30 protein-coding genes and 1 pseudogene are annotated in these 26,813 nt (G+C 63.7%); 26 read left to right on the top strand and 5 right to left on the bottom strand.

Annotation, left to right across the window (positions count from 1 at the left end):
• Positions 1 to 13 precede the first annotated feature (13 nt).
• Genes rluC through NOV72_RS28240 form a run of 4 tightly spaced genes read left to right on the top strand, consistent with a single transcriptional unit; the run spans position 14 to position 3,029 of the window.
• Positions 14 to 1,012 (top strand): 23S rRNA pseudouridine(955/2504/2580) synthase RluC, encoded by a 999-nt coding sequence (gene rluC, locus NOV72_RS28255; RefSeq protein ID WP_106857830.1) that lies wholly within the window; start codon positions 14 to 16, stop codon positions 1,010 to 1,012.
• A complete protein-coding gene (locus tag NOV72_RS28250) occupies positions 1,013 to 1,672 on the top strand; it encodes an HAD-IA family hydrolase (RefSeq protein WP_106857829.1) in 660 nt (219 codons plus the stop codon). It abuts the gene before it with no gap.
• Positions 1,669 to 2,043 carry a Rieske (2Fe-2S) protein gene (locus NOV72_RS28245; RefSeq protein WP_106857828.1) on the top strand — a complete coding sequence of 125 codons (375 nt, stop codon included), beginning with the start codon at positions 1,669 to 1,671 and terminating at the stop codon, positions 2,041 to 2,043. The genes NOV72_RS28250 and NOV72_RS28245 overlap by 4 nt, the downstream gene beginning before the upstream one ends.
• 26 nt (positions 2,044 to 2,069) lie before the next feature.
• Positions 2,070 to 3,029: a S49 family peptidase gene (locus NOV72_RS28240; RefSeq protein WP_106857827.1), complete on the top strand. Its 960-nt coding sequence runs from the start codon at positions 2,070 to 2,072 to the stop codon at positions 3,027 to 3,029.
• Here the strand turns inward: NOV72_RS28240 and NOV72_RS28235 are convergent, their stop codons facing one another.
• On the bottom strand, positions 3,030 to 3,749 hold the full coding sequence (locus tag NOV72_RS28235) for an SAM-dependent methyltransferase (RefSeq protein WP_106857826.1): 720 nt from the start codon (positions 3,747 to 3,749) through the stop codon (positions 3,030 to 3,032).
• A complete protein-coding gene (locus NOV72_RS28230) occupies positions 3,746 to 4,363 on the bottom strand; it encodes a Maf-like protein (protein ID WP_106857825.1) in 618 nt (205 codons plus the stop codon). The genes NOV72_RS28235 and NOV72_RS28230 overlap by 4 nt, the downstream gene beginning before the upstream one ends.
• Before the next feature lie 325 nt (positions 4,364 to 4,688).
• Here NOV72_RS28230 and NOV72_RS28225 point away from each other — a divergent pair, with 325 nt between their 5' ends.
• The 22 genes from NOV72_RS28225 to nagZ all read left to right on the top strand — a co-directional run bounded on the left by NOV72_RS28225 (position 4,689) and on the right by nagZ (position 24,515).
• Positions 4,689 to 5,312, top strand: a complete 624-nt coding sequence (locus tag NOV72_RS28225; protein ID WP_106857824.1) for a DUF177 domain-containing protein — start codon at positions 4,689 to 4,691, stop codon at positions 5,310 to 5,312.
• A gap of 119 nt (positions 5,313 to 5,431) precedes the next feature.
• Complete coding sequence (gene rpmF / locus NOV72_RS28220) at positions 5,432 to 5,611, top strand: 50S ribosomal protein L32 (RefSeq protein ID WP_035501683.1); 180 nt, start codon at positions 5,432 to 5,434, stop codon at positions 5,609 to 5,611.
• 138 nt (positions 5,612 to 5,749) lie between these two features.
• Positions 5,750 to 6,889 (top strand): phosphate acyltransferase PlsX, encoded by a 1,140-nt coding sequence (plsX, locus tag NOV72_RS28215; RefSeq protein ID WP_106857823.1) that lies wholly within the window; start codon positions 5,750 to 5,752, stop codon positions 6,887 to 6,889.
• Entirely contained in the window at positions 6,889 to 7,878 is a 990-nt protein-coding gene (locus NOV72_RS28210) for a beta-ketoacyl-ACP synthase III (protein ID WP_106857822.1), read from the top strand. Before plsX ends, NOV72_RS28210 begins: the two co-directional genes overlap by 1 nt.
• A gap of 119 nt (positions 7,879 to 7,997) precedes the next feature.
• Positions 7,998 to 8,930 (top strand): ACP S-malonyltransferase, encoded by a 933-nt coding sequence (gene fabD, locus NOV72_RS28205; protein WP_106857869.1) that lies wholly within the window; start codon positions 7,998 to 8,000, stop codon positions 8,928 to 8,930.
• Positions 8,931 to 8,941: 11 nt separating this feature from the next.
• Complete coding sequence (gene fabG, locus NOV72_RS28200) at positions 8,942 to 9,682, top strand: 3-oxoacyl-ACP reductase FabG (protein WP_106857821.1); 741 nt, start codon at positions 8,942 to 8,944, stop codon at positions 9,680 to 9,682.
• A gap of 249 nt (positions 9,683 to 9,931) precedes the next feature.
• Positions 9,932 to 10,171: an acyl carrier protein gene (gene acpP, locus NOV72_RS28195; protein WP_004197638.1), complete on the top strand. Its 240-nt coding sequence runs from the start codon at positions 9,932 to 9,934 to the stop codon at positions 10,169 to 10,171.
• Positions 10,172 to 10,315: 144 nt separating this feature from the next.
• Positions 10,316 to 11,554 (top strand): beta-ketoacyl-ACP synthase II, encoded by a 1,239-nt coding sequence (fabF, locus tag NOV72_RS28190; RefSeq protein ID WP_106857820.1) that lies wholly within the window; start codon positions 10,316 to 10,318, stop codon positions 11,552 to 11,554.
• 46 nt (positions 11,555 to 11,600) lie between these two features.
• Positions 11,601 to 12,041 (top strand): protein YgfX, encoded by a 441-nt coding sequence (locus tag NOV72_RS28185; RefSeq protein ID WP_245933188.1) that lies wholly within the window; start codon positions 11,601 to 11,603, stop codon positions 12,039 to 12,041.
• A 95-nt stretch (positions 12,042 to 12,136) separates the two neighbouring features.
• Positions 12,137 to 12,736, top strand: a complete 600-nt coding sequence (rpoE, locus tag NOV72_RS28180) for an RNA polymerase sigma factor RpoE (RefSeq protein ID WP_035501673.1) — start codon at positions 12,137 to 12,139, stop codon at positions 12,734 to 12,736.
• Between the two features lie 82 nt (positions 12,737 to 12,818).
• Positions 12,819 to 13,454, top strand: a complete 636-nt coding sequence (locus NOV72_RS28175) for a sigma-E factor negative regulatory protein (protein ID WP_106857818.1) — start codon at positions 12,819 to 12,821, stop codon at positions 13,452 to 13,454.
• A gap of 4 nt (positions 13,455 to 13,458) precedes the next feature.
• The gene (locus NOV72_RS28170) at positions 13,459 to 14,502 is read left to right on the top strand and encodes a MucB/RseB C-terminal domain-containing protein (protein WP_106857868.1); all 1,044 of its coding nucleotides are present in this window, start codon (positions 13,459 to 13,461) and stop codon (positions 14,500 to 14,502) included.
• Between the two features lie 22 nt (positions 14,503 to 14,524).
• Positions 14,525 to 16,060 (top strand): DegQ family serine endoprotease, encoded by a 1,536-nt coding sequence (locus NOV72_RS28165; RefSeq protein WP_106857817.1) that lies wholly within the window; start codon positions 14,525 to 14,527, stop codon positions 16,058 to 16,060.
• Between the two features lie 4 nt (positions 16,061 to 16,064).
• Positions 16,065 to 16,325, top strand: a complete 261-nt coding sequence (locus NOV72_RS28160; protein ID WP_106857816.1) for a glutaredoxin family protein — start codon at positions 16,065 to 16,067, stop codon at positions 16,323 to 16,325.
• Between the two features lie 133 nt (positions 16,326 to 16,458).
• The gene (gene lepA / locus NOV72_RS28155) at positions 16,459 to 18,249 is read left to right on the top strand and encodes a translation elongation factor 4 (protein WP_106857815.1); all 1,791 of its coding nucleotides are present in this window, start codon (positions 16,459 to 16,461) and stop codon (positions 18,247 to 18,249) included.
• A gap of 45 nt (positions 18,250 to 18,294) precedes the next feature.
• Entirely contained in the window at positions 18,295 to 19,188 is an 894-nt protein-coding gene (gene lepB, locus NOV72_RS28150; RefSeq protein WP_106857814.1) for a signal peptidase I, read from the top strand.
• A gap of 165 nt (positions 19,189 to 19,353) precedes the next feature.
• Positions 19,354 to 20,427, top strand: coding sequence for a ribonuclease III (rnc, locus tag NOV72_RS28145; RefSeq protein WP_106857813.1), 1,074 nt, complete (start codon positions 19,354 to 19,356; stop codon positions 20,425 to 20,427).
• A 57-nt stretch (positions 20,428 to 20,484) separates the two neighbouring features.
• On the top strand, positions 20,485 to 21,384 hold the full coding sequence (gene era, locus NOV72_RS28140; RefSeq protein WP_106857812.1) for a GTPase Era: 900 nt from the start codon (positions 20,485 to 20,487) through the stop codon (positions 21,382 to 21,384).
• Positions 21,385 to 21,387: 3 nt separating this feature from the next.
• Complete coding sequence (gene recO, locus NOV72_RS28135) at positions 21,388 to 22,263, top strand: DNA repair protein RecO (RefSeq protein WP_106857811.1); 876 nt, start codon at positions 21,388 to 21,390, stop codon at positions 22,261 to 22,263.
• Positions 22,260 to 23,033 (top strand): pyridoxine 5'-phosphate synthase, encoded by a 774-nt coding sequence (gene pdxJ / locus NOV72_RS28130; RefSeq protein WP_106857810.1) that lies wholly within the window; start codon positions 22,260 to 22,262, stop codon positions 23,031 to 23,033. The genes recO and pdxJ overlap by 4 nt, the downstream gene beginning before the upstream one ends.
• A 9-nt stretch (positions 23,034 to 23,042) precedes the next feature.
• Positions 23,043 to 23,447 (top strand): holo-ACP synthase, encoded by a 405-nt coding sequence (gene acpS, locus NOV72_RS28125; RefSeq protein WP_106857809.1) that lies wholly within the window; start codon positions 23,043 to 23,045, stop codon positions 23,445 to 23,447.
• Positions 23,448 to 23,486: 39 nt separating this feature from the next.
• The gene (gene nagZ, locus NOV72_RS28120; protein ID WP_106857808.1) at positions 23,487 to 24,515 is read left to right on the top strand and encodes a beta-N-acetylhexosaminidase; all 1,029 of its coding nucleotides are present in this window, start codon (positions 23,487 to 23,489) and stop codon (positions 24,513 to 24,515) included.
• 54 nt (positions 24,516 to 24,569) lie between these two features.
• Here the strand turns inward: nagZ and NOV72_RS28115 are convergent, their stop codons facing one another.
• From NOV72_RS28115 to NOV72_RS32895, 3 genes and pseudogenes are all read right to left on the bottom strand, one after another.
• Positions 24,570 to 25,964: a sigma-54-dependent transcriptional regulator gene (locus NOV72_RS28115; protein ID WP_106857807.1), complete on the bottom strand. Its 1,395-nt coding sequence runs from the start codon at positions 25,962 to 25,964 to the stop codon at positions 24,570 to 24,572.
• Between the two features lie 156 nt (positions 25,965 to 26,120).
• Positions 26,121 to 26,471, bottom strand: coding sequence for a BON domain-containing protein (locus NOV72_RS28110; protein ID WP_106857806.1), 351 nt, complete (start codon positions 26,469 to 26,471; stop codon positions 26,121 to 26,123).
• A 205-nt stretch (positions 26,472 to 26,676) separates the two neighbouring features.
• Positions 26,677 to 26,813, bottom strand: a pseudogene (locus NOV72_RS32895) (IS4 family transposase); the annotation flags it as partial.

Genomic DNA, 26,813 nt, shown 5'->3' with positions numbered 1-26,813 from the left:
AATTATATTCAGAATGAATGAGTTAGGCAAAACATCCCATAAACAGGTGGCAAGCGAACAGGTATCGATGATCGAAATCGATGAAACCGCCGCCGGTCAGCGAATCGACAATTTTTTGCTGCGCGTCTGCAAGGGCGTCCCCAAAAGCCATATCTACCGCATTCTCCGCAGCGGGGAAGTGCGCGTGAACAAAGGGCGCATCGACGCGGCGTACCGGCTCGAACTGGGCGATCTAGTGCGCGTGCCGCCGATTCGCATCGCGCAGCAGGACGAGGCGCCGGTGTCGTCGAACGCGCCGGCCGCCGAATTTCCGATCCTTTTCGAGGACGACCATTTGATCGTCATCGACAAACCCTGCGGCGTCGCGGTGCACGGCGGCAGCGGCGTCGCGTTCGGCGTGATCGAGCAACTGCGCAATGCGCGGCCGCACGCGAAATTTCTCGAACTGGTGCATCGGCTGGATCGCGAGACCTCCGGCGTGCTGATGCTCGCGAAGAAACGCGCCGCGCTCGTGAACCTGCACGAACAGATTCGCGAGAACCGCGTCGACAAGCGCTACTACGCGCTCGGTCACGGCGACTGGCAGAGCGACTGGGGCCGCCGCCGCATCGTGAAGGCGCCGCTGCACAAGTACGTGGCGGCTGACGGCGAGCGGCGCGTGCGCGTTCAGGAGAACGGGCTGCCGTCGCACACGGTTTTCAATCTGATCGAGCGCTGGCGCGACTACGCGTGGGTCGAGGCGGAACTGAAGACGGGGCGCACGCATCAGATTCGCGTGCATATGGCGAGCATCGGGCTGCCGATCGCGGGCGACGCCAAATACGGCGATTTCGCGCTGAACAAGGAGTTGGCCCGCCCGAGCGCCAAACCGTCGCTAAAACGCATGTTTTTGCACGCATATCGTCTGAAAATTACGCATCCGGCGACGGGCGAGCCGCTGCAGTTCGAAGCGCCGCTGCCCGCCGAATGCAAACGGTTCATCGAGCAGCTAAAAAACGGGGAGACGGCGTAAATGGCGCGGCAGCAATTCGATCTGATCGTTTTCGACTGGGACGGCACGCTGATGGATTCGACCGTCCACATCACCCGCAGCATTCAGGCGGCGTGCCGCGACCTCGGGCTGCCGGTTCCGGCCGACGAATCCGCGAGCTACGTGATCGGTCTCGGCCTGAAGGACGCGTTGCAAATCTGCGCGCCGACGCTCGATCCGTCCGACTATCCGCGTCTCGCCGAGCGTTATCGCTTCCATTTTCTGACGATGGGCCAGAAGACCGAGCTTTTTGACGGCGTGCGCGAAATGTTGCAGGAACTGCGCGATGTCGGCTATTTCCTCGGCGTCGCAACGGGCAAGAGCCGCGTCGGGCTGAACCGCGCGCTCGACGAATCGCGGCTCACGAGCTACTTCGACGGCACGCGCTGCGCCGACGAAACCTTCTCGAAACCGCATCCCGCGATGCTGCACGAACTCACGCGCGAACTCGGCCAGGATCTCGGACGCACGGTGATGATCGGCGACACCACGCACGACCTGCAAATGGCGATCAACGCGGGCGCGGCGGGCATCGGCGTGGGCTACGGCGCGCATCCGGCGGACTCGCTCGCGGCGCTCAAGCCACAGTTTTGCGCCGATAGCGTCGCGTCGCTGGCCGGCTGGCTGCGGGAGCACGCATGAGCGAGCCGGTGCGGGTCTGCGCTTCCGATGAACTCGTCGACGGCGGCGCCGGTGTGCGCGTGCCGGCCACGGACGCGGGCGGCGACGCCGTCGTCTTCTTCGTGCGCTACGACGGCCAGCCGCACGGCTATCTGAACCGCTGCGCGCACGTGCCGATGGAACTCGACTGGAACGAGGGCCAGTTCTTCGAAAGCTCGGGCCTATACTTGATGTGCGCGACCCACGGCGCGATTTACGAGCCGGATACCGGAAAATGTGTCGGCGGTCCATGCCGGGGCGCGCGTCTGCGGGCCGTGACGGTCGAGGAACGCGACACGCCGGAAGGCCGCGCGGTTTTCTGGCTGCCCGACGACGCATTGCGTCCCGCCTGATTCCCTTCTCAACCCATCCATAACGCATGTCCGACAACCTTCCGCCGCGCAACGACAACTGGGAGCGCGAGGCGCTCGAACGCATCGCGCTTGCCGCCATCCGCGAGCAGCGCGCCGCGCGACGCTGGCGCATCTTCTTTCGCTTCGTGTTCCTCGGCGTGATCGCGCTGATCGCGTGGGGCGTCTTCGATTTCACCGGCGACCGCGTCGCGAAAGCGGGCAAGCACACGGCGCTCGTCGATTTGCAAGGCGAAATTTCCGCGAACAGCGACGCAAGCGCCGACAACATCGACGGCGCGCTTCAAAGCGCGTTCGAGGACGAGAACACGGCGGGCGTGATCCTGCGCATCAACAGTCCGGGCGGCAGTCCGGTGCAGGCGGGCATCATCAACGGCGAGATCCGGCGGCTGCGCACGAAGTATCCGAAGACGCCGCTGTACGTGGTCGTCGACGACATGTGCGCGTCGGGCGGCTATTACGTCGCGGCGGCGGCGGACAAGATTTACGTCGATCGCGCGAGTATCGTCGGGTCGATCGGCGTGCTGATGGACGGATTCGGCTTCACCGGTCTGATGGACAAACTCGGCATTCAGCGCCGCATGCACACGTCGGGCGCGAACAAGGGCGCGTTCGATCCGTTCTCGCCGGAAACGCCCGCGATGAACGCGCACGCGCAGGACATGCTCGACCAGATCCACACGCAGTTCATCGACGCGGTGAAGCTCGGGCGCGGAAAACGTCTGAAGGACGATCCGGAGCTCTTTTCCGGCCTGTTCTGGACGGGCGAGAAAAGCGTCGAACTCGGTCTCGCGGACGGTTTCGGCGACGCCGGATACGTGGCGCGCGAAGTCATCAAGCAGCCGGATATCGTCGATTACACGCAGAAGGAGAGCATCAGCGAGCGCGTCGTGAGGCGCTTTGGCGCCTCGGTCGGCGATGCCGCCGTGCGCGCGCTCGCGCTCGGCGGCAAGCCTCACCTGCGCTGATTACGACGCCAGCAAAAGAAAAATCGCCGGACGCTTGTGCAGGTCCGGCGCAGCCTGTTTCTTCCAGTCGGCCGCCGTGCGCGTGACGATGGTTTCGCCCGGCAACGTGAGATCGACGGCGACGCAAATCAACGTCGACGGCGCGCAGGTGGCGATGAGCGTGTCGAGCATCGCCTTATTGCGATAGGGCGTTTCGATGAAAATCTGCGTCTGATTGGCCTTGCGCGACAGTTGCTCCAGATCGCGCAGCCGCTTGCCGCGCTCGCCGGCGTCGACGGGCAAATAACCGTTGAACGCGAAGCTCTGTCCGTTCATGCCCGACGCCATCAGCGCGAGCAGAATCGAACTTGGACCGACGAATGGCACGACCTTCACGCCGCGCTGATGCGCGCGCCGCACGAGCAGCGCGCCCGGATCGGCCACGGCGGGGCAGCCCGCTTCGGAGACGAGGCCTGCGTCGGTGCCCGCGAGAATCGGCGCGAGCAGCTTGTCGATTTCGGCGGGCGGCGTGTTGACGTTCAACTCGCGCACTTCGATTTCCTGAATCGGCCGGTCCGTACCCACTTTTTTGAGAAACGCGCGCGTCGTTTTCGCGTTTTCGCCGATGTAGTACGCGAGCGCCGCCGCCTGCGCGCGCACCGGCTCGGGCAGGACGTGCGCGAGGGCGGCGGCGTCGCCTTCGCCGAGCGTATTCGGGATCAGATAAAGAATGCCGCTCATGCCGCCCCCAGAACCGGATACCCGGCGTTCAACAGCATGCCGGTCAGCGCGATCAGCGGGAGTCCGATGAGCGCAGTCGGGTCGTTCGAGTCGATGGCTTCGAGAAGCGCGATGCCGAGACCTTCCGCCTTCGCGCTGCCGGCGCAGTCGTACGGCGTTTCAGTGCGCAAATAGGTTTCGATCTGCGCATCCGAATAGCGGCGAAACTGCACGCGCGTGACAATGTCGGCGGATTGCACGTCGCCCGTGCGGCTGTCGAACAGACAAAGCGCGCTATGAAATTCGACGCTGCGGCCGCGCATCGCCTGAAGCTGCGCGACGGCTTTTTCGTGCGTGCCGGGCTTGCCGATCTGCTTGCCGTCGAAGGTCGCGACCTGATCGGAGCCGATCACGAGCGCATCCGCGTGCCCGCCGATGCGCCCGGCGGCCGCGCGCGCCTTGGCGATCGAGAGCCGCACGGCGGTCGCTTCGGGCGTTTCGCCGGCGAGCGGCGTTTCATCGATATCGGGCGAAACGACGTCGAACGGCATGCGCAAGCGCTCGAGCAACGCGCGCCGATAGGGTGAACTGGACGCCAGAATCAGGCGCGGCGGCGTTTTTGAAGCTTCGGACATGGAGCGAATCCGGCAAAAATGGGTGTGAAAACGACGGGTGGCAGGTCCGCCCTTAAGTATTTGACTCGAAAGAATAAAGCCGATATGATTTTGGGCTTTTCATCGGTACTTGCGCGGCGAAACTGTCTGCGAGCGCCGATGAGCCGGTGGCGGAAGCGCTTTTCAGCCGAAAATGCCAGGAAGCAGCACCCAGGAAGCAACCAAGAAGCACGAATGTCGGCCCGATGCAAATTCGGGCAAGCCACGCGTGCCTCGATGTAGCATCGCGGTGCATACTGAGCACTCACCGGAAGCACTAACCAAGCAAGGCCAAGCAGGAGCGCACATGACTCAGAATCCTGGCAAACCTGCGAGCCCCGCCGATCTGCGCGCGCTCGACATTTACGACTTCGCCAAAAGCGGCAGACAGGCGGCCGGCGCGCTGCGCTTGTCGCAGATGCCGCGCATGTTAGCCGAAGTGCCGGTGGAAGCGCCAGATCGCGACACCGTGTTCACCTGGCAGGGCGAGGGCTCGACCCAGCCGGAATTGCAGGACGACGGCACGGAGGCGCCGCAGCCGTATCTGCGTCTCGCGGTGCACGGCTCGGTGTGGCTTATGTGTCAGCGCTGTCTTCAGCCGTATTCGCAACATCTCGATGTCGATGCAACGTATCGGATCGTGGCGACGGAAGAAGAAGCGGACGAATTTCCGCTCGACGACGATGAAGTCGAAGTGATCGTAGGCTCGCGCCAGTTCGATCTCGTCGACTTGATCGAAGAGGAATTGCTGCTTTCCTTGCCGCTCGTGCCCAAGCACAACGTGTGTCCCGAGATTCACGAAAGCCTGCTTCCGGGCGATGCGGACGACGAGCCGGATGAAAGCGGTGCGCAGGAAGCGGACGAAAAGCCGAATCCTTTTGCCGTGCTGGAGAAGCTGAAGCAGAGCGGACCCGACGACAAGAAGCACTGAAATAGTTTTGTAACACGCAACAAACTGGTAGCGCGATGTGCGCACCCGATGGCCGAACGGCCGAGGGCTGTCGGCGGATCGGGCTGTGTTAGAATTCGCAAAATTTTTCTGGAGTAATCATGGCAGTTCAGCAAAACAAGAAGTCGCCGTCGAAGCGCGGCATGCACCGTTCCCACGACTTCCTCACGACGGCTCCGCTGGCTGTCGAGCCGAGCACGGGTGAAGTGCATCTGCGCCACCACGTGAGCCCGAACGGCTACTATCGTGGCAAGAAAGTCATCAAGACGAAGAACGACTAAGCGTTCGTCGACGCCTGAAGCTCCCGTCGGAACCGTTCTGCGGGCACGCGGGCGCAACTCGCTCTTGACACTTTCCCGGTACGACGAGAAGGCGGCATTTCACTGCCGCTTTTTTGTGCCCGAAAATCGTCGCTTTCCATGACTGTAAAGATAACCATCGACTGCATGGGAGGCGACCACGGTCCGGCCGTGACCGTTCCCGCTGCCGTCAATTTCGTGCGCTCGCATCCCGACGCACAGCTCATGCTCGTCGGTCTCGAGCAGCCCATTCGCGCTCAGCTCAAGAAGTCCAAGGCTCTCGACGAGCCGCGTCTGACCGTCGTTCCCGCAAGCGAAGTCGTCGCGATGGACGATCCGGTCGAAGTCGCGCTGCGCAAGAAAAAAGATTCGTCGATGCGCGTCGCGCTCAACCTCGTGAAGGAAGGCGAGGCGCAGACCTGCATTTCCGCCGGCAATACCGGCGCGCTCATGGCGGTGTCGCGCTACGTGCTGAAGACGCTCGCCGGCATCGAGCGTCCCGCCATCGCGTTCGCGATGCCGAGCCAGAAGGGCTACACCACCGTGCTCGACCTCGGCGCCAACGTCGATTGCGAGCCCGAACATCTGCTGCAATTCGCGGAAATGGGCCACGCGCTCGTATCGGCGATCGAGGGACGCGAGCGGCCCACCATCGGCCTGCTCAACATCGGCGAAGAAGTCATCAAGGGCAACGAAACGATCAAGCGCGCGGGCGAGCTCCTTCGCGCGAGCACGCTCAACTTTTACGGCAACGTGGAAGGCAACGACATCTATAAAGGTACGACCGATGTCGTCGTCTGCGACGGCTTCGTCGGCAATGTCGCGCTGAAGACCTCCGAAGGTCTCGCGAAAATGCTCGCCGACATGATCAAGGAAGAGTTCAGCCGCAATCTCGCGTCGAAGCTGATGGCGCTCGTCGCGCTGCCCGTGCTCAAGCGTTTCAAGAAGCGTGTCGATCCCGCGCAATACAACGGTGCGGCGTTGCTCGGCCTGCGCGGGCTGGTCATCAAAAGCCACGGCTCGGCCGAGGCCTTCGGGTTTGAGTGGGCTATCAAACGCGGGTATGATGCCGTCAAAAATGGCGTGCTCGAGCGTCTGGTGCGCGCGATGGAAGAGAATGCGCCCGCCGCGCGCGAGGTCGATGCGACCGCTTCCGCGTCCAATGTGTCGGACCAGCCGGTCCAGCAACTCGACTCACAGCCCAACTCGCAGCCGAACCCGCCGGGCGAGTCCGGTACTGCGCTACATTCGAAGGCATAATGGCTCAATCCAATCTTTACTCTCGCGTGCTGGGCACCGGCAGCTATCTGCCGTCCGAGCGCGTCACGAATCAGGACTTGGCGGACCGTCTCGCGAAGCAGGGCGTCGAGACGAGCGACGAATGGATCGTCGCGCGCACCGGCATTCACGCGCGTCACTTTGCGGCTCCGAATCAAACCACCAGCGATCTCGCGCTCGTCGCGTCGCAGCGAGCGATCGAAGCGGCGGGCATCGATCCTCAGTCGATCGATCTGATCATCGTCGCGACCTCCACGCCGGACTTCGTGTTCCCGAGCACCGCCTGCCTGTTGCAGAACAAGCTGGGCATCAAGAACAACGGCGCGGCCTTCGACGTTCAGGCCGTGTGCTCCGGTTTCGCGTACGGTGTCGCGACCGCCGACAGCTTCATTCGCAGCGGCATGAACCGCACGGCGCTCGTCGTCGGTGCGGAGACCTTCTCGCGCATTCTCGATTTCAACGATCGCACCACGTGCGTGCTGTTCGGCGACGGCGCCGGCGCAATCGTGCTGCAAGCGTCCGAAGAGCCGGGCGTGCTGTCGAGCGCGCTGCACGCGGACGGCAGCTATTCCGACATTCTGTGCACGCCGGGCAACGTGAACGGCGGCATTGTGGAAGGCCGCGCGTTCCTGCACATGGACGGCCAGGCGGTGTTCAAGCTCGCGGTCAACGTGCTCGAAAAGGTCGCGCTCGAAGCGCTCGACAAGGCGAAGCTCGCGCCGGAAAACATCGACTGGCTGATCCCGCATCAGGCCAACATCCGCATCATGCAAAGCACCTGCCGCAAGCTGCATCTGCCGCCGGAGCGCATGGTCGTGACGGTCGGCGAGCACGGCAACACGTCGGCGGCATCGATTCCGCTCGCGTTCGACGTCGCGGTGCGCGACGGCCGCATCAAGCGCGGCGACAACGTGCTCATCGAAGGCGTGGGCGGCGGCTTCACGTGGGGCGCGTCGGTTATCCGCTACTGATCGTTCATCGATTCCCTCTATTCATTCGCAACTGATCCCACTTCATCGCCGACCCCGCGCGCTCGAATAGCGCGCGGTCCGTGAAGGCATCGCGGATCATTCCAATCAACGAGGACGATATGAAATTTGCTTTCGTTTTCCCCGGACAAGCCTCGCAGTCGGTCGGCATGCTCAACGCATTCGCCGAACACGCCATCGTGCGCGAGACCGTGCAGCAGGCGTCCGACGCGCTCGGCCAGGATCTCGGCAAGCTGATCGCCGAAGGCCCCGCCGAAGAACTGAACCTGACGACGAACACACAGCCTGTCATGCTGACGGCCGCCTACGCGATCTACCGCGTATGGGAAAAGGAAACGGGTCTGAAGCCGGCGCTCGTCGCGGGCCACAGTCTCGGCGAATACACCGCGCTCGTCGCGGCCGGCGCGCTCGCGTTCGCGGACGCCGTGCCGCTCGTGCGCTTCCGCGCGCAGGCGATGCAGAGCGCCGTGCCGGTGGGCGAAGGCGGCATGGCCGCGATCCTCGGCCTCGATGACGACACCGTGCGCGCCGTTTGCGCCGAGGCGTCGGCGGCGGGCGTCGTCGAAGCGGTGAACTTCAATGCGCCCGCGCAGGTGGTCATCGCCGGTTCGAAGGCCGCTGTCGAGAAGGCGTGCGAAGTGGCCAAGGCGAAGGGCGCGAAGCGCGCGCTGCCGCTGCCGGTTTCCGCGCCGTTCCATTCGTCCTTGCTGAAGCCCGCGTCGGACCAGTTGCGCGACTATCTCGCGAAGATCGAAGTCAGAACGCCGCAGATTCCGCTGATCAATAACGTCGATGTCGCCGTCGTGTCCGATCCCGCCGCGATCAAGGACGCGCTCGTGCGTCAGGCGGCCGGTCCGGTGCGCTGGGTCGAATGCGTGCAGGCCATGGCGAAAGACGGTGTGACGCACGTCATCGAATGCGGTCCCGGCAAGGTGCTCGCGGGTCTGACGAAGCGTATCGACGGCAATCTCGTCGGCGGCTCGATCTTCGATCCGGCGTCGCTCGAGGAAACGCGCAAACTGATCGCGGGTTGAGGAACAACGACATGAGTCTCCAGAATCAAGTAGCAATCGTCACGGGCGCGTCGCGCGGCATCGGACGCGCGATCGCGCTCGAACTCGCGAAGCAGGGCGCGACGGTCATCGGCACGGCGACGAGCGAGAGCGGCGCGGCCGGCATCGGCGAAGCGTTGCAGCAGGCGGGCGGCAAGGGCCGCGGCGCGGTGCTGAACGTGAACGACGCGGCTGCGGCCGACGCGTTCATCGACGGCATCGTGAAGGAATTCGGCACGCTGAACGTGCTCGTCAACAACGCGGGCATCACGAAGGACCAACTCGCGATGCGCATGAAGGACGACGAATTCGACGCCGTCATCGACACCAACCTGCGCGCGGTCTTCCGTCTGTCGCGCGCGGTGCTGCGCCCGATGATGAAGGCGCGCGGCGGCCGCATCATCAACATCACGTCGGTGGTCGGTTCTTCGGGCAATCCGGGTCAGGCCAATTACGCCGCCGCGAAGGCCGGCGTCGCGGGCATGACGCGCGCGCTGGCGCGTGAAATCGGCAGCCGCGGCATCACCGTGAACTGCATCGCGCCGGGTTTCATCGACACGGACATGACCAAGGTTTTACCGGAAGATCAGCGCACCGCGCTCACCGCGCAGATACCACTTGGCCGACTGGGCGCGCCGGAAGATATCGCGCATGCTGTGGCGTTCCTGGCATCGCCGTTTGCCGGCTACATCACCGGCACGACGCTGCACGTGAACGGCGGCATGTATATGTAAGGCCTGAATAGGCATTTCGCGGAATTTCGCTTAATATCCGCGCCGGGACGGGCGCGCGAAATGCTCAAAAGAGCTTCGTGTGCACCGCTCCAGCGCGGCAGTGACAAATTGATGCAACGCCGGCGGCAGACCTCTTGATGAAGGTCTCCGGACGACGGAGCATGGAACTGACGCGCCGTATTTTGCGGGTCCAAACCTGATAAAATGCGCGCACTCGTATTTTTGAACTTTTTTCCCTCGGAGGGCTGCATGGACAACATCGAACAGCGCGTGAAGAAGATCGTCGCCGAACAACTGGGCGTGGCGGAAGCCGAAATCAAGAACGAAGCTTCGTTCGTGAACGATCTGGGCGCTGACTCGCTCGATACGGTCGAACTCGTGATGGCGCTGGAAGACGAATTCGGCATGGAAATTCCCGATGAAGAGGCCGAAAAGATCACCACGGTTCAGCAAGCGATCGATTACGCTCGCGCGAACGTCAAGGCCTAAGGCCGGACGCGCCAGCGACTCATCGCTCAACCAGCTTGATGCATCGTCGCTGCAAACCGATTTGACAGCCACAGGGCACACAGGGCGGTTTCCTGTGGCCGCTGTGGCTTTTGTTTTTCGTCATTCTATGGATAAGGGGTTACCGTGAGCCGTCGTCGAGTTGTTGTTACAGGCCTGGGGCTCGTTTCGCCTGTCGGCAATACTGTTGCCGACGGCTGGGCCAATCTGGTCGCGGGCAAGTCGGGCATCGCCAATATCACGAAGTTCGATGCGACGAACTTTTCCACGCGTTTCGCGGGCGAGGTGAAGGGCTTCAATATCGAAGACTACATGCCCGCCAAAGAGGCGCGCCATATGGATACGTTCATCCATTACGGCTTCGCCGCGGGTGTCCAGGCCATGCAGGACAGCGGCCTCGAGATCACCGATGAAAATTCGGAGCGCGTGGGCGTCGTGGTCGGCTCGGGCATCGGCGGTCTGCCGATGATCGAAGTCACGCAGACCGAACTGCTCAATCGCGGCCCGCGCCGCATTTCGCCGTTCTTCGTGCCTGCGTCGATCATCAACATGATCTCCGGCCATCTGTCGATCCGTTTCGGTCTGAAGGGCCCGAATCTGTCGATGGTCACGGCCTGCACCACCGGCCTGCACTGCATCGGCGAGGCATCGCGTCTGATCGAATACGGCGACGCGGATGTCATGATCGCCGGCGGCGCGGAAGCCACGGTTTCCCCGCTCGGCATCGGCGGTTTCGCTGCGGCGCGAGCGCTCTCGCAGCGCAACGACGATCCCGCGACGGCGAGCCGTCCGTGGGACACCGACCGTGACGGCTTCGTGCTCGGCGAAGGCGCCGGCGTGATGGTGCTCGAAGAGTACGAACACGCGAAGAAGCGCGGCGCGAAGATCTACGCCGAATTGCTCGGCTACGGCATGAGCGGCGACGCATATCACATGACCGCACCGCCGGAAGACGGCGACGGCGGCCGCCGCGCCATGGTCAACGCGATGAAGAACGCGCGCATCAACGCGGACGAAGTGAACTACGTCAATGCGCACGGCACCTCGACGCCGCTCGGCGACATTGCGGAAACCATCGGCATCACGCGCGCGCTCGGCGATCATGCGAAGAAGGTCGTCGTGAACTCCACAAAGTCGATGACCGGCCACCTGCTGGGCGGCGCGGGCGGCCTAGAGTCGGTGTTCACCGTGCTGGCAATCCACAATCAGGTCTCGCCGCCGACCATCAACATCTTCAACCAGGATCCGAAGTGCGACCTGGACTACTGCGCGAACACGGCGCGGGAAATGAAGATCGACGTGGCGGTGAAGAATTCGTTCGGCTTTGGCGGCACGAACGGCTCGCTCGTCTTCAAGCGCCACTGAGCACGGCGCGCTCGTCATCGCGGGGATCGTTATGGCGAGCGCGCATGTGGAACGGCCGCAGTGTGACGCAGGCGTCGCGCTGCGGCCTTCGCGCTTCTTGCGGGGCGCGATGCTCGGATTCGCGGGCGTCGCGGGCGCTTCGGTGTTTCAGTGCGTCCTTGCGCACACGGAAAATGCCGGGCAGGCGTCCGTGGCGTGCACGGCGACGTTGGCGGCGCTTGCGCTCGCGTCGTATCGATGGCTGCGGGCGCAACCTTCGGCCATCGGCCTTTTGCCGGACGGCCTCGCCATCTGGAGCCGTACCGGGGCGATGCGGCATACGCGTATCGCGGGGTGCGCGCAATGGAGCGGACGGCTCCTCGTGCTGACGCTTCGCGATGCGCGCGAGCGGCGCGAAACGCTCGTCGTCGCGGCGGATTCCGTCGATGCCGGCACCTTTCGGCAACTCTCAGTGCAGGCGCGCCGCGCCGCTCGTTCCCACCTGTAACGACTGTAACGGCGCATGAGCGTACCGGTTGCCTTACAGGCGGTAACGCTACAATAGCCCTCCGCGCAACACCCCAAGTTAAACGGATTTCACAGGTGAGCGAAAAAGAAATCGACCAATTGCTGGTCGAGCGTGTCCAGAAGGGTGACAAGGCCGCGTTCGAACTGCTGGTCGCCAAATACCACCGCAAGATCATTCGACTGATCTCGCGCCTCGTGCGCGACCCCGCCGAGGTCGAGGACGTCGCCCAAGACGCCTTCATCAAGGCCTACCGTGCGCTGCCGCAATTTCGCGGCGAATCGGCGTTTTATACCTGGCTCTACCGGATTGCCGTCAACACGGCAAAGAACTACCTTGCGACACAGGGCCGCCGTGCTCCCACTTCTACCGAGGCCGATGCAGAAGAAGCGGAAACTTTCTCCGACGCGGACCAACTAAGGGATATCAACACGCCCGAGTCGATGTTGATGAGCAAGCAGATTGCCGAAACGGTCAACGCTGCGATGGCGCTGTTGCCGGAGGAATTGCGCACTGCCATCACGCTCAGGGAAATTGAAGGTCTGAGTTACGAGGAAATCGCCGAAATGATGGACTGCCCGATCGGCACCGTCAGGTCGAGAATTTTTCGTGCTCGCGAAGCCATTGCGGCAAAATTGCGTCCGTTGTTGGACACTCCCGAAGGCAAACGCTGGTAGGCGGCGAAAATCCTCGGGGCAGGGACGCGATATCTGGGTTGGTGGTGTCACAACGGGGTGTGGTCAAAAGATGGGGAGCATCATGGGGTCGGTCTCGATGCAGAATCAAACACAGGCGGGTTCGCGCAGCGAGCGCGTGTCGGCGTTCGTCGACGGTGAATCGCTCGAAGAAATGGGTGGCGTCAGCCAGTTTCTCGCGGATCCGAAGAGCGAAGAACGCGCGGCGTGGTCGACCTATCATCTAATCGGCGACGCCCTGCGCTCCGACGATCTCGCGGTCAGCCCGGCGCGCAGCAATGCGTTCATGGCCGCGTTCTCCGAGCGCTTCGCGGCCGAAGCGCATGTGCTGGCGCCCGCGGCGCTGCCGGCCGCAGCGGCGAAAGCGCGTGGCGGCATGCTGCGCCGTCGCGTGATGCCGGCGTTTGCAGTCGCCGCGGCGGCCGCCACGCTGACATGGATCGTCGTGCCGCAATTGCAAGGCGTCGGCGGACACGGCGGGACGCAGGTGGCGAGCATCGCGCCGGCGGATTCGATGCAGCGCGTCGCGCTCGCGTCGGTGCCGGCGGCAACCACACGCTCGCCGATCGTGGAAGCGAACATCATCCGCGACGCCGATCTCGATCAATACCTCGAAGCGCATCAGCAGTTCTCCCAGCAGCCCGCGATGCCCGGTTCCATGCCTTTGATTCGCGCAGCGGCTACGTCGCAAGGCCAATAATTTGATGCTGAATGTGCGGTTGAATAAAAAAAGTTACTGGGGGCGGCTGCCGGCGTTGATGCTCTGCGCAGCCGCGTTGTTGACAGCGGCAACGGGCTCTTATGCCCAGGGAGACGATCCCGCCGCTGCGCGCAAGACCGCCGCCAGCCTGCTCAACCGCATTCATGAAGCGGCACAGCAGCAAAATTACGAAGGCACGTTCGTCTATCAGCGTGGCGCGACCGTTCAGTCGTCGCGCATCACGCATATCGCCACGCGCGGTGACGGCGAATACGAATCGCTCGAAAGTCTCGATGGCGCGCCGCGCAAGATGCTGCGTCACGACGACGACATGTTCACGTTCGTGCCCGAGCGGCATCTCCTCGTCGTGGAGCATCGGCAGAACCGCGATTCTTTCCCCGCGCTGCTTTCCACCAGTGGCGACCAGGTGCTCGCCGTCTACGAGCCGAAGCTGCTCGGCAGCGACCGCGTCGCCGGCGTCGATAGCCAAGTGCTGGAACTCGATCCGAAAGATTCCTATCGATTCGCCTACAAGCTGTGGGCGGACACGAAAACCGGCCTGCTGCTGCGCGCGCAGACGCTCGGTCCGGACGGTCAGGTGCTCGAACAGCTTTCGTTTTCTCAAGTGCGCATCGGCGGGCCGATCGACAAGGCGCCGATCGCGAACGGCATCCGCGGCACGTCGGGCTGGACCGTCGTGCGGCCGCCCGTGCAGTCCGTCGACATGGAAGCGCAAGGCTGGCAACTGACGCCGAATATCGCCGGCTTTCGCAAGATTCGCGAACTTCGCCGTCCGATGGCGTCGAGCCAGCAGGGACAGCCGCCGATTCCGGTCGATCAGGCCGTGTTCTCCGACGGCCTCGCGACAATCTCCGTTTTCGTCGAACCGGTGGAGAAAAATACGCGCAAGGAAGGCGCGGGAAATAGCGGCGCCACGCATGTTCTGGTGAAGCGTCGCGGGGATTTCTGGATCACCTTGCTGGGTGAAGTGCCGCAAGCCACATTGCAGCAATTTGCTTCTACCATAGAATACAAGCCTTCCAAGTAATCCAGATCCCGGCCTCCAACATATGAGCAACTTCTCGCTGCGCAAGTTCATCGCGGCCGCGGCGCTCGCCGTGTGCCTGCCGTTCGTATCGCAATCTGCGTCGGCGGTGCCCACGGTGAACCTGCCGGACTTCACGACGCTCGTCGACAAGGTGGGGCCTTCGGTCGTGAACATCCGCACGACCTCGCGCGTGGGTACGAGCAGCGATCTACGCGGCCTGCCGCCGGGTCTCGACGACGGCGACATGTCCGAATTCTTTCGCCGCTTCTTCGGCATTCCGATGCCCGGCCAGCCTCCGCGCGGCGGCGGCAACAATGGCGGCGGAAGCCAGGGCGACAAGGGCGATCAGGGCAAGGGCGGCAGCCGCAGCTCGCCGGACGACAGCCAGGACAACTCGGAGCAAAGCAGCGGTGTCGGCTCGGGTTTCATTCTGTCGACCGACGGCTACGTGATGACCAACGCGCACGTCGTCGACGACGCGGACACCATCTACGTCACGCTCACCGACAAACGCGAATTCAAGGCGCGTCTCGTCGGCGTGGACGAGCGTACGGACGTGGCCGTCGTGAAGATCAGCGCGACTAATCTGCCCGCGATCACCATCGGCGATTCGAACAAGGTGCGCGTCGGCGAATGGGTGCTCGCGATCGGTTCGCCCTTCGGCCTCGACAACACGGTGACCGCGGGCATCGTCAGCGCGAAGGGCCGCGACACGGGCGATTACCTGCCGTTCATCCAGACCGACGTCGCCGTGAATCCGGGCAATTCGGGCGGTCCGCTCATCAACATGGCGGGCGAGGTGATCGGTATCAATTCGCAGATTTACAGCCGCACGGGCGGTTTCATGGGCATCTCGTTCGCTATTCCGATCGACGAAGCGATGCGCGTGGCGGACCAGCTCAAGACGTCGGGCAAGGTCGTGCGCGGCCGCATCGCGGTGGCGATCGGCGAAGTGACGAAAGATGTCGCGGATTCGCTCGGGCTGCCGAAAACGCAGGGCGCGCTCGTGTCGAGCGTCGAGTCGGGCGGTCCGGCCGACAAGGCGGGCGTGCAGCCGGGCGACATCATCCTGAAGTTCAACGGCCAGAACGTCGAGACCGCAACGGATTTGCCGCGCATGGTCGGCGACACGAAGCCCGGCACGAAGACCACGCTGACGATCTGGCGCAAGGGCCAGACGCGCGATCTGTCGGTCGTCGTGGCCGAGATGCAGCCGGACAAGGTCGCGAAGACCGAGCAGAAGAAATCGCCGCAACCGAAGGAGCGCGCGAGCAATTCCCTCGGGATGGCGGTGAGCGACATTCCGGCCGACCAGAAGAAAGCGCTGAAGTTGTCGGGCGGCGTTCAGATCGATGCGGTCGAAGGGCCGGCGGCGCGCGCGGGCTTCCAGAAGGGCGACATCATCATGCGCATCGGCGATACGGACATCACGAGCGCAAAGCAGTTCCAGGAAGTCGCGCAAGGTCTCGACGCCAGCAAGATGGTCGCGATTCTCGTGCGTCGCGGCGACAACACGCAGTTCGTGCCGCTGCGTCCGCGCGTGCCGGCGCAGAAATAAGCGCATGATTTCGGCTTCGGGCGCGCGGTTTGTCCTGTACGGGCGCGCCTGGTGTCATTTGTGCGAGGACATGCGGGCCGAGCTGGAGCCGATCGCGGCGCAACACGGCCTGGGCGTCGCATGGATCGACATCGACGAAGATCCGCTGCTGGAGGCGCGCTACGACGAGCGCGTGCCCGTGCTCACGCTCGACGGCGTCGAGTTGTGCCAGTACCGGCTCGATCGTCGCGCCGTGTACGCGGCGCTCGGCGCGCGCGGGCGGTGAACCCGCAAAGGCGAAATCCGCCGGGGCACAGCCGTTTTCGGCTAAAATGCAGAAGTTTTCCCCAAATTTTCAAGGCGTGCTCCGCGTTGGTGAGGGCGCGCCTTTTTCGCTTTTTTCGGGCTTGCGGCACTGAATGGATCATATTCGTAACTTTTCGATCATCGCGCACATCGACCACGGCAAGTCGACGCTCGCTGACCGCATCATCCAGTTGTGCGGCGGCTTGTCCGACCGTGAGATGGAAGCGCAGGTGCTCGATTCGATGGACCTCGAACGCGAGCGCGGCATCACGATCAAGGCGCAAACCGCCGCGCTCACCTATAAGGCGCGCGACGGCCGTCTCTACAACCTGAACCTGATCGACACGCCGGGGCACGTCGACTTCTCCTACGAAGTCAGCCGCTCGCTGTCCGCGTGCGAGGGCGCGCTGCTCGTCGTCGATGCGAGTCAGGGCGTCGAGGCGCAGACGGTCGCGAACTGCTACACCGCGATCGAACTGGGCGTCGAAGTCGTGCCGGTGCTGAACAAGATCGACCTGCCGGCGGCGAATCCCGAGAACGCGATCGCCGAAATCGAAGACGTGATCGGCATCGACGCGACCGACGCCGTGCATTGCAGCGCCAAGACCGGTCTGGGCGTCGAGGACGTGCTCGAATCGCTGATCGCGAAAGTGCCGCCGCCGAAGGGCGATGTGGACGCGCCGCTGCAGGCGCTCATCATCGATTCGTGGTTCGACAACTACGTCGGCGTCGTGATGCTGGTGCGTATCGTCAACGGCACGCTGAAGCCGAAAGACAAGATCAAGATGATGGCGACCGGCGCGCAATACCCGGTCGAGCACGTCGGCGTGTTCGCGCCGAAATCGACCAACCTCGCGCAACTGTCGGCGGGGCAGGTGGGCTTCGTGATCGCGGGCATCAAGGAACTGACGGCCGCGAAAGTGGGCGACACCGTCACGCTTTCGAACCGTGCCGCCGAATCGCCGCTGCCGGGCTTCAAGGAAGTGAAGCCGCAGGTTTTCGCCGGTCTCTATCCGGTCGAGGCGAACCAGTACGACGCGCTGCGCGAATCGCTCGAAAAGCTGAAGCTCAACGACGCCTCGCTGCAATACGAGCCGGAAGTGTCGCAGGCGCTCGGCTTCGGTTTCCGCTGCGGCTTTCTCGGTCTGCTGCACATGGAAATCGTGCAGGAGCGGCTCGAGCGCGAGTTCGACATGGACCTCATCACCACGGCGCCGACCGTGATTTACGAAGTCGTGCAGCGTGACGGCACGACCATTTCCGTCGAGAACCCGGCGAAGATGCCGGAGCCGCCGAAGATCGAGGAAGTGCGCGAGCCGATCGTCACCGTGAACCTGTACATGCCGCAGGAATATGTCGGCTCGGTCATCACGCTGTGCACGGCGAAGCGCGGCTCGCAGATCAACATGCAATATCACGGCCGCCAGGTGCAGCTCACCTACGAAATCCCGATGGCGGAAATCGTGCTCGACTTCTTCGACCGCCTGAAGTCGACGTCGCGCGGCTATGCGTCGATGGATTACGAGTTCAAGGAATATCGCGCCGCCGACGTCGTCAAGGTCGACATGCTCATCAACGGCGACAAGGTCGATGCGCTCTCCGTCATCGTGCACCGTACGCAGAGCCAGCATCGCGGCCGCGAAGTGGCGTCGAAGATGCGCGAGCTGATTCCGCGTCAGATGTACGACGTGGCGATTCAGGCGACCATCGGCTCGAACATCATCGCGCGCGAAAACATCAAGGCGCTGCGCAAGAACGTGCTCGCGAAGTGCTACGGCGGCGACATCACGCGCAAGAAGAAGCTGCTCGAAAAGCAGAAGGCCGGCAAGAAGCGCATGAAGCAGGTCGGCTCGGTCGAAATCCCGCAAGAGGCTTTCCTGGCGATCCTGCGCGTCGACGAATGACGCTGGCGCCGCAAGGCAAACAACGATAACAACCGGAAGCGATTGATGAATTTCGCATTGATTCTTTTGATTCTCGTCGTGTTGACGGGTATTGCATGGGTGCTCGACAAACTGGTTTTCCTGCCGCAACGGCGGCGCGCCGCCGAAGCCGCGGTGACCGAGTTCGATCGCCAGCAGGAACGCGTCGGCGAGCGTTTCGCCGATGAAAATGCCGCGCAGACGCGCGCCCGCCTGCGCGACGACAAGCTGCGCCAGCCGTGGTGGCTCGAATACACGGCGAGCTTCTTTCCGGTGATTCTCGCGGTGTTCGTGGTGCGCTCGTTCATCATCGAGCCGTTCAAGATTCCGTCGGGCTCGATGGTTCCGACCTTGCTCGTCGGTGACTTCATCCTCGTGAACAAGTACGAGTACGGTCTGCGCATGCCGATCACCAACACCAAGCTGACGAACGGCAGCCCGCTCAAGCGCGGCGATGTCGTGGTGTTCCGCTATCCGAAGGACGAGTCGGTCGACTACATCAAGCGCGTGATCGGTCTGCCGGGCGATACGGTCGCGTACGAAGACAAGAAGCTCACGATCAACGGCAAGCCGGTGCCCGAGACGCCGCTGCCGGACTATTTCGACGACGAGCGCATCGGCTACGCGAAGCAGTTCGAAGAAGACCTCGACGGCCGCAAGAACCGCATCCTGAACAATCCGCAGGTGCCGCCGTTCGTCGTCGGCGCGGACGACTTCCCGTTCCGCGACAACTGCAACTACAACGCGCAGGGCGTCACGTGCAAGGTGCCGCCGGGCAACTACTTCATGATGGGCGATAACCGCGACAACAGCGCGGACAGCCGTTACTGGGGCTTCGTGCCGGACAGCAACATCGTCGGGCGCGCGTTCTTCATCTGGATGAACTTCAGCAATCTGAAGCGCATCGGCGCATTCCAGTAATACACACGCAACGCCGGCTCGTCTCATGAAGATGACCGGCGTTCGTCACGATTAAAACAAGCTTCGAAACGGCGTGAAGAAGCACGGCTAACACCGTCTCGCCACGCGTTTTCCGGCGCCGTCCGGCGGAATCGTCCGCTTGCGCGCCCGCGTTATACTCTCTCCATGCCATCTTCTCCGTTGGAAAGCCGGCTGCGGTATGAATTTCGCAATGCGGAATTGCTGCGCCAGGCGATGACCCACCGCAGTCACAGCGCCACGCACAATGAACGGCTCGAATTTCTCGGCGATTCCGTTCTAAATTGCGTGGTGGCTGCGCTTTTGTTCCAACGATTCGGCAAACTCGACGAAGGCGACCTGTCCCGCGTGCGCGCGAATCTGGTCAAACAGCAGTCGCTTTACGAGATTGCGCAGGCGCTCAACGTGTCTGAAGGCTTGCGGCTCGGTGAAGGCGAACTGCGCAGCGGCGGTTTTCGCCGCCCGTCGATTCTCGCGGACACCCTCGAAGCCATTTTCGGCGCCATTTTCCTCGACGGCGGTTTCGACGTCGCGGCGACGGTCATCAAGCGGCTCTATACGCCGGTGCTCGATCACATCGATCCGCGCACCATCGGCAAGGACGCCAAAACGCTGCTGCAGGAGTATCTGCAGGGTCACAAGATCGCGCTGCCTACTTATACCGTCATCGCCACGCATGGCGCCGCGCACAATCAGCAGTTCGAAGTCGAATGCACGGTGCCGAAGCTCGACGTGAAGGTGTCGGGTTCCGGTGCGAGCCGCCGCGCCGCCGAACAGGCCGCCGCCAAGAAAGCGCTCGACGAAGTGGCGGCCGCCGCGCCAACGCTCGCCGTGAAGCCGAAGCGTAAAGGCGCGCGCGCCGCGAAGCAGGTCGAACCGGAAGTGGTGCCTGGCGTCATCGGCATTCAGACGGCGCTGGATCTGCGTTCGCCCGACCGGCGCGAGCGCCATCAAGGTCCGCAGGCTGTGCAACAGGCCGCGCCGCTCGCCGTGATCCGCGCGACGCACGTCGAGCCGTCGGCAGGCGCCTATGCCGCCGCCGACAAATCCGAACGCGCCGTGATCCACAAGCCCGAAAAAACAGCGAAGAGCGAGCCTGCGCCGGCCGCCGAACAGCCCGCGCATTCCGACGACCGCGACGACCACAGCAACGCGCGCGAAAGCGAAAGCCCGGATGCTGCGGCGAGCCGCGTCGTGCGCGCCGCCGACGCCGGTCACTGACGCGCCGCCGCGCCCATCGCGCACACGCGCCCCAACGATTTCTTGCCGCACACATCTATGAACGCTCCTACTTCTTCCGGTTTCCGCTGCGGCATGGTCGCGATCGTCGGCCGTCCCAACGTCGGCAAATCGACGCTGATGAACGCGCTCGTCGGTCAGAAGGTGAGCATCACCTCGCGCAAGGCGCAGACCACGCGCCACCGCATCACGGGTATCAATACGTTCGAGGACGCGCAGTACATCTTCGTCGATACCCCTGGTTTTCAGACGCGCCACAGCGGCGCGCTCAACCGCTCGCTGAACCGCGCGGTGACTTCGACGCTGACTTCCGTCGACGCGATCCTCTTCGTGATCGAAGCGGGCCGCTTCGGTCCCGACGACCAGAAAGTGCTCGACCTGATCCCGGCCGGCACGCCGACGCTCCTGATCGCCAACAAGCTCGATCGCGTCGGCGACAAGGATTCGCTCTTTCCCTTCATGCAGCAGATGTCGGCGCTGCGCGACTTCCGCGAGATTGTGCCGCTGTCGGCGAAGAATCCCGACGACATCACGCGGCTGATGGCGGTCGTGAAGCCTTATCTGCCGGAAGGCGAGCCGATCTACGGCGAGGACGACCTGACCGATCGAAGCGAGCGCTTCCTCGCAGCCGAAATCCTGCGCGAGAAGGTTTTCCGCTGGACCGGCGACGAGTTGCCGTACACGAGCACGGTGCTCATCGAGAAGTTCGAGACGGAAGGGCACCTGCGCCGCGTCTTCGCGACGATCCTCGTCGACCGCGACGGCCACAAGGCGATGATCATCGGCCAGAAGGGCGCGAAGCTGAAACAGATCAGCACCGAAGCGCGGCTCGACATGGAGAAGCTTTTCGACGGCCCCGTTTATCTCGAAACCTTCGTCAAGGTGAAGAGCGGCTGGGCGGACAACGAAGCGGGCCTGCGCGCATACGGCTACGAGTGATGCATGGACGACGGCTCGAACGACGCCCGGATGATTCCGCCCGCCGATGATCGTCCCGACGACGATTTCGACGCGGACGAGCGCCCGGCCGCGCGTGCCGTGCCGAAGCGGCGCCGTGCGGCGTCGCCATCCCCCGCGCAGGAAGCGCCGAGAAAGCCGCGTTCCGACTTCCGTATCGCCGAGCAGCCGGGCTTCGTGCTGCACAGCTATCCGTATCGCGAGACGAGTCTCGTCATCGACGTGTTCTCGCGCGACTTCGGCCGTGTCGCGCTCGTCGCGAAAGGCGCGAAGCGTCCGCATTCCGCGTTGCGCGGCGTGCTGCAGACGTTCCAGCCGCTCGGGCTGTCGTGGTCCGGCAAGGGCGAAGTCCGCACGCTGACCACCGCCGAATGGGTCGGCGGCATGCTGCCCTTGACCGGCGACGCGCTGCTCTGCGGCTTCTACGTGAACGAGCTGCTCGTCAAATTCTGCGCGCGCGAGGACGCGCATCCGGCGCTCTTCAATCATTACGTGCTGACGCTCTCGCGCCTCGCGCACGACGAACCCGCCGTGCAGGTATTGCGTTCGTTCGAGCGCGTGCTCCTGCGCGAAACCGGCTACGCGATGAACCTCACGCGCACCGTCACGCGCCAGCCGGTCGTGGCCGAAGGCCGCTATGTATTCGATCCCGATCGCGGCGTGCGCGAAGCGTCCGACGATCTGCCGGCGGCATGGCCGGTGATATCGGGGCAGACGCTCATCGACATGGAGCGCGACGACTACACCAGCCCGCAGACCGCCGCGCAGGGCAAAACGCTGATGCGCTTCCTGCTGAACCACTACCTGGGCGGCACGCCGCTCGCCACCCGTCAGATATTGATCGACCTGCAAAAACTATGAGCTTCTTTCTCTCATCGCCTGCGAGCGTGATCGATCTGGGCGTGAACATCGATCACGTCGCCACGTTGCGCAATGCGCGCGGCACGCCGTATCCCGATCCGATCCGCGCGGCGCTCGCCGCCGAGGAAGCGGGCGCCGACGTCATCACGCTGCACTTGCGCGAAGATCGCCGCCATATCGTCGATGCCGATGTGCGCACGCTGCGTCCGCTGCTGAAAACGCGCATGAATCTGGAGTGCGCGGTGACGCGCGAGATGCTCGACATTGCGTGCGAGATCAAGCCGCACGACGCCTGCCTCGTGCCGGAAAAGCGCCAGGAAGTGACGACCGAAGGCGGCCTCGATGTCGCGGGCCGGTTCGAGGAAGTGAAGGCCGCGTGCAGACAGCTCGCCGACGTGGGCGTGCGCGTGTCGCTTTTCATCGATCCGGACGAGGCGCAGATTCGCGCCGCGCAGGAAGCCGGCGCGCCCGTGATCGAACTGCACACGGGCCGCTATGCCGAAGCGCACGAGGAAGCCGAACAGCAACGCGAGTTCGAGCGCGTCGCGGCGAGCGTCGATCTCGGCAACTCGCTCGGGCTCAAGGTGAACGCGGGTCACGGACTGCACTACACGAACGTGCAGGCGATCGCCGCGCTGCCGGGCATCGTCGAGTTGAACATCGGGCACGCGATCGTCGCGCACGCGATTTTCGCGGGCTGGGACAACGCCGTGCGCGAGATGAAGGCGATCATGGTCGCGTCGCGCCTCGCGTCGATTCACGCCCGCTGAGCGCACGTCATGGCCATCTACGGAATCGGCACGGACGTCGTGCAGGTGAGCCGCGTCGCGGCGGTGATGAAGCGCACGAAAGGGCGCTTCGCCGAAAAGGTGCTCGGCCCCGACGAACTGCGCATCTATCACGCGCGCAACGGGCGTTCGGAAGTGCGCGGACTCGCGTTCCTCGCGACGCGCTTTTCGGCCAAGGAAGCATTTTCGAAGGCGATCGGCCTCGGCATGCGCTGGCCGATGACCTGGCGCGCGCTGCAGACGCTCAACGAGCCGAGCGGCAAGCCGATGATCGCCGCATCCGGCGAGCTGGCGGAATGGCTCGCGCAACGCGGCATCACGGCGAAGGTCACGGTCAGCGACGAGCGCGATTACGCGGTGTCGTTCGTCGTCGCGGAAGTGGCCGATCAGGGCTGAGTTCAATCCAACCAACGCACAATCAATCAATTGAATCCGATGAAACGCACTCCCGGCCCCGTCATGTTCGACGTCGCCGGCACGACGCTGAACGACGCGGATATCGAGCGCCTCACGCATCCGATGACGGGCGGCATCATTCTGTTCGCGCGGCATTTCGAGGACCGCGCGCAACTCGTCGCGCTGACGGATTCGATCCGCTCGGTGCGCGACGACATCCTGATCGCCGTCGATCACGAAGGCGGGCGCGTGCAGCGCTTTCGCACCGACGGCTTCACGGTGCTGCCCGCGCCGGGCAAGCTCGGCGAGCTGTGGGACCGCGACGTGCTCGCCGCGACGAAAACCGCGACCGCATTCGGCTACGTGCTCGCAGCGGAGTTGCGCGCGTGCGGCATCGACATGAGTTTCACGCCGGTGCTCGATCTGAATTACGGGCAGTCGAAAGTGATCGGCGATCGCGCGCTGCATGGCGATCCGCGCGTCGTGACGATGCTCGCGAAGAGCCTGAATCACGGCCTCGCGCTCGCCGGCATGGCGAACTGCGGCAAGCACTTTCCGGGTCACGGTTTCGCCGAAGCCGATTCGCACGTCGCGCTGCCGACCGACGATCGTCCGCTCGACGAAATCCTCGCCGCCGACGTGCGCCCGTATGACTGGCTCGGCATGTCGCTGTCGTCGGTGATCCCGGCGCACGTGATCTACACGCAGGTCGACGACAAACCCGCCGGCTTTTCGCGCATCTGGCTGCAGGACATTCTGCGCGGCAAGCTCGGCTTCAACGGTGCGATCTTCAGCGACGATCTTTCGATGGAAGCGGCGCGCGCCGGCGGCACGCTCACCGAAGCAGCGGCGGCCGCGCTGACGGCGGGCTGCGACATGGTGCTGATCTGCAATCAGCCGGACGAGGCGGGCAAGGTGCTGGAGCAGTTGCGCTATACGCTGCCGAAGGCATCGGAGCAGCGCTTGAGGCAGATGCGTCCGCGCGGCAAGCCGCTGCGCTGGAGCAAGTTGCAGGCGCACGCCGACTACCAGGCGGCGCGGGCGCTCATCAAAGAGACGCTCGGCTAAAACAAAAACGCCACGGCTTGCACCGTGGCGTTTTGCGTTGAGCGCCGCCTCGAATCACGACGATTCCAGCTTCATCCGCTGCAGCTTGTTGTAGAGCGTTTTCGGGCTGATGCCGAGCAGCGTCGCCGCGCGATGACGCGTGCCGCCGACCGCTTCGAGCGTCGCGCGAATCAGCATGTCTTCGACATCCGCAAGCGCGGTGCCGACCGTCACCTGCACGCTGCTGCCGTTCAGGCCGCGTCCGCCGAGGCCGCCCGGTTCATCGACGCGCAGTGTCTCGATCGTCTCGCCCGACGCGTGATACGCGCGCCGCACGCGCTCGCGCATTTCGCGCACGTTGCCGGGCCATTCGCTCGTGATGCACTCGCGGATGAACGCCGGACTGATGCGCTTCGGCGACCCGCTCGTAATCCCGGCGATGTGATTCTCGCGATTCAGCTCATCGACGAGCGTTTCCGCGATCAGCGCGATGTCGTCGTCGCGCTCGCGCAGCGGCGGCAGCATGATCGACGACGCCGCCAGGCGCTGCGACAGATCCTCGCGCAATGCGCCGCTCGCGACCGCCTCGCGCATCGGCAGGCGGGACGCGGCGATCAGCCGGAAGTCCGTCATGATGCGATTGCTGCCGCCGACCCGCATGAAGGTCTGCGAATCGAGCGCGCGCAAAAGCGCTTCCTGCTGCGCGGCGGGCAGCGAATCGATCTGGTCGAGGAACAGCGTGCCGCCGCCCGCCTGTTCGAGCAGGCCCGGCTCGCGATTCTCCGCGCCCGCGAACGCGTTGCGCTCGTGGCCGAAGAGAATGCTTTCCATCGAGCGCTGCGAGCCGTCGTTGTTGCGGCTCGCGGAGCAGTCGAAGGTGACGAACGGGCCTTTGCGCCGGCGGCTCAACTGATGAATCGTCCGCGCCGCGATCTTCTTGCCCGTGCCCGGCTCGCCGCAGATCAGCACGGCGGCTTCGGTCGGCGCGGTGTGCTCGATCAGATCGTAGACGTGCTGCATCGCGGCGCTGCGGCCGATCATGTCGCCGAAATGGCCCAGCTCGCGCAGCGTCGAGCGCAGTGCCTGCACTTCCTCGGTGAGCTCGTACGGCCTCGGAATGCGCGCGAGCAGGCTGCGCAGACGCGGAATGTTCACCGGTTTCAGCAAATAGTCCCAGATGCCGTGCCGCAGGCCTTCGATCGCGCTTTCGACCGTCGCGTTACCCGTCATCACGATCACGGGCAATGCGCCATCGGGCGGTTGCGAGGGCAGGCTCGGCAGCAAGTCGAGGCCGGAGCCGTCCGGAAGATTCAAGTCGATCAGCACGACATCCGGAATGAAGCGAGTGAGCGCGGAGCGCGCTTCGGCGAGCGTCGTCGCGGTATCGACGGAGAAGCCGTCTGCCGTGAGAATCGCGGACAGGCCGGAGAGGCTATTGGGATCGTCTTCGACAATCAGTGCGTGTGGCATGGCGGACCAACGTATCAAAGTGGACTGTAGTGCGCCGTCTCCGCGTGGGATCGGGCGGTTCGTGGGCGGGAACGGCGCCTCTTTCCGGCGTCTGGCGCGTCACCCGCTGCGGTTTTCGTCCTGCGTCATTCGTTCGTCAATTCTTGTGCGCGCGCGTCATTGCGGCCTGAGATGCAATTCGTTGCTCACGGATTGCACGCCCGGCACGCCACGCGCCACGGCGAGCGCTTTCTGAATCTGTACCTCCGAATCCACATATCCCGACAACTGCACGACGCCGCGATAGGTCGCGACGCTCATCGGCAACGCCTTCAGTCCCGGATCGGCGACGAGCGCGGCCTTCACTCGCGCGGCAAGCGCCGCGTCGTCGGTGGCGATCTCGCTGCCGCCGCTCGCATTCGCCGATGCCGCCGGGGTGGACTTGCAGCCGGCGATGAACGCGAATGCGGGCAAAGCGAGCGCCGCAGCGATCAGAAACCGGCGATGAAAGGAAGGCGTGCTTGGCATGTCGGCTCTGAAATCTGGATTTGCACGATCGAGCAGAAATCGTGCCACGCAGTTAATTTTTCCGATGGATGCAATTCCAGCGGGCGATCCGCAGACGCTCGCGTCCACGGGCGTCAAAATTATTCCGGGCGCAACCGGTAAAGTTTGCCTGAATTTGTCAAAAACTTCATGCAAAAGAAAAAGCGCCCGCGATGGGTAATGCCGTTCAGTTAAGGTCTTTTCTTAGATAGCGAACGGTGTACCGTTTGGGGCGGGATTTGACGACCCGGTCGCATGCACGTCCGGGTCGTTTTTCGTTGGGCAGAGACTTGAGCCTTTCGCGCAGACGCTGAAGGCAGGCGG

The organism is Caballeronia novacaledonica, assembly GCF_900258035.1.
GTDB lineage: Bacteria > Pseudomonadota > Gammaproteobacteria > Burkholderiales > Burkholderiaceae > Caballeronia > Caballeronia novacaledonica.
The sequence above is the reverse complement of the archived record's forward strand: the minus strand, read 5'-3'. Positions and strand labels throughout refer to the sequence as shown.

Coding starts and splice junctions, on each gene's coding strand:
- rluC (WP_106857830.1), top strand. CDS start 14: ATGAATGAGTTAGGCAAAACATCCCATAAACAGGTGGCAAGCGAACAG.
- NOV72_RS28250 (WP_106857829.1), top strand. CDS start 1,013: ATGGCGCGGCAGCAATTCGATCTGATCGTTTTCGACTGGGACGGCACG.
- NOV72_RS28245 (WP_106857828.1), top strand. CDS start 1,669: ATGAGCGAGCCGGTGCGGGTCTGCGCTTCCGATGAACTCGTCGACGGC.
- NOV72_RS28240 (WP_106857827.1), top strand. CDS start 2,070: ATGTCCGACAACCTTCCGCCGCGCAACGACAACTGGGAGCGCGAGGCG.
- NOV72_RS28235 (WP_106857826.1), bottom strand. CDS start 3,749: ATGAGCGGCATTCTTTATCTGATCCCGAATACGCTCGGCGAAGGCGAC.
- NOV72_RS28230 (WP_106857825.1), bottom strand. CDS start 4,363: ATGTCCGAAGCTTCAAAAACGCCGCCGCGCCTGATTCTGGCGTCCAGT.
- NOV72_RS28225 (WP_106857824.1), top strand. CDS start 4,689: ATGACTCAGAATCCTGGCAAACCTGCGAGCCCCGCCGATCTGCGCGCG.
- rpmF (WP_035501683.1), top strand. CDS start 5,432: ATGGCAGTTCAGCAAAACAAGAAGTCGCCGTCGAAGCGCGGCATGCAC.
- plsX (WP_106857823.1), top strand. CDS start 5,750: ATGACTGTAAAGATAACCATCGACTGCATGGGAGGCGACCACGGTCCG.
- NOV72_RS28210 (WP_106857822.1), top strand. CDS start 6,889: ATGGCTCAATCCAATCTTTACTCTCGCGTGCTGGGCACCGGCAGCTAT.
- fabD (WP_106857869.1), top strand. CDS start 7,998: ATGAAATTTGCTTTCGTTTTCCCCGGACAAGCCTCGCAGTCGGTCGGC.
- fabG (WP_106857821.1), top strand. CDS start 8,942: ATGAGTCTCCAGAATCAAGTAGCAATCGTCACGGGCGCGTCGCGCGGC.
- acpP (WP_004197638.1), top strand. CDS start 9,932: ATGGACAACATCGAACAGCGCGTGAAGAAGATCGTCGCCGAACAACTG.
- NOV72_RS28175 (WP_106857818.1), top strand. CDS start 12,819: ATGGGGTCGGTCTCGATGCAGAATCAAACACAGGCGGGTTCGCGCAGC.
- NOV72_RS28170 (WP_106857868.1), top strand. CDS start 13,459: ATGCTGAATGTGCGGTTGAATAAAAAAAGTTACTGGGGGCGGCTGCCG.
- NOV72_RS28165 (WP_106857817.1), top strand. CDS start 14,525: ATGAGCAACTTCTCGCTGCGCAAGTTCATCGCGGCCGCGGCGCTCGCC.
- NOV72_RS28160 (WP_106857816.1), top strand. CDS start 16,065: ATGATTTCGGCTTCGGGCGCGCGGTTTGTCCTGTACGGGCGCGCCTGG.
- lepA (WP_106857815.1), top strand. CDS start 16,459: ATGGATCATATTCGTAACTTTTCGATCATCGCGCACATCGACCACGGC.
- lepB (WP_106857814.1), top strand. CDS start 18,295: ATGAATTTCGCATTGATTCTTTTGATTCTCGTCGTGTTGACGGGTATT.
- rnc (WP_106857813.1), top strand. CDS start 19,354: ATGCCATCTTCTCCGTTGGAAAGCCGGCTGCGGTATGAATTTCGCAAT.
- era (WP_106857812.1), top strand. CDS start 20,485: ATGAACGCTCCTACTTCTTCCGGTTTCCGCTGCGGCATGGTCGCGATC.
- recO (WP_106857811.1), top strand. CDS start 21,388: ATGGACGACGGCTCGAACGACGCCCGGATGATTCCGCCCGCCGATGAT.
- pdxJ (WP_106857810.1), top strand. CDS start 22,260: ATGAGCTTCTTTCTCTCATCGCCTGCGAGCGTGATCGATCTGGGCGTG.
- acpS (WP_106857809.1), top strand. CDS start 23,043: ATGGCCATCTACGGAATCGGCACGGACGTCGTGCAGGTGAGCCGCGTC.
- nagZ (WP_106857808.1), top strand. CDS start 23,487: ATGAAACGCACTCCCGGCCCCGTCATGTTCGACGTCGCCGGCACGACG.
- NOV72_RS28115 (WP_106857807.1), bottom strand. CDS start 25,964: ATGCCACACGCACTGATTGTCGAAGACGATCCCAATAGCCTCTCCGGC.
- NOV72_RS28110 (WP_106857806.1), bottom strand. CDS start 26,471: ATGCCAAGCACGCCTTCCTTTCATCGCCGGTTTCTGATCGCTGCGGCG.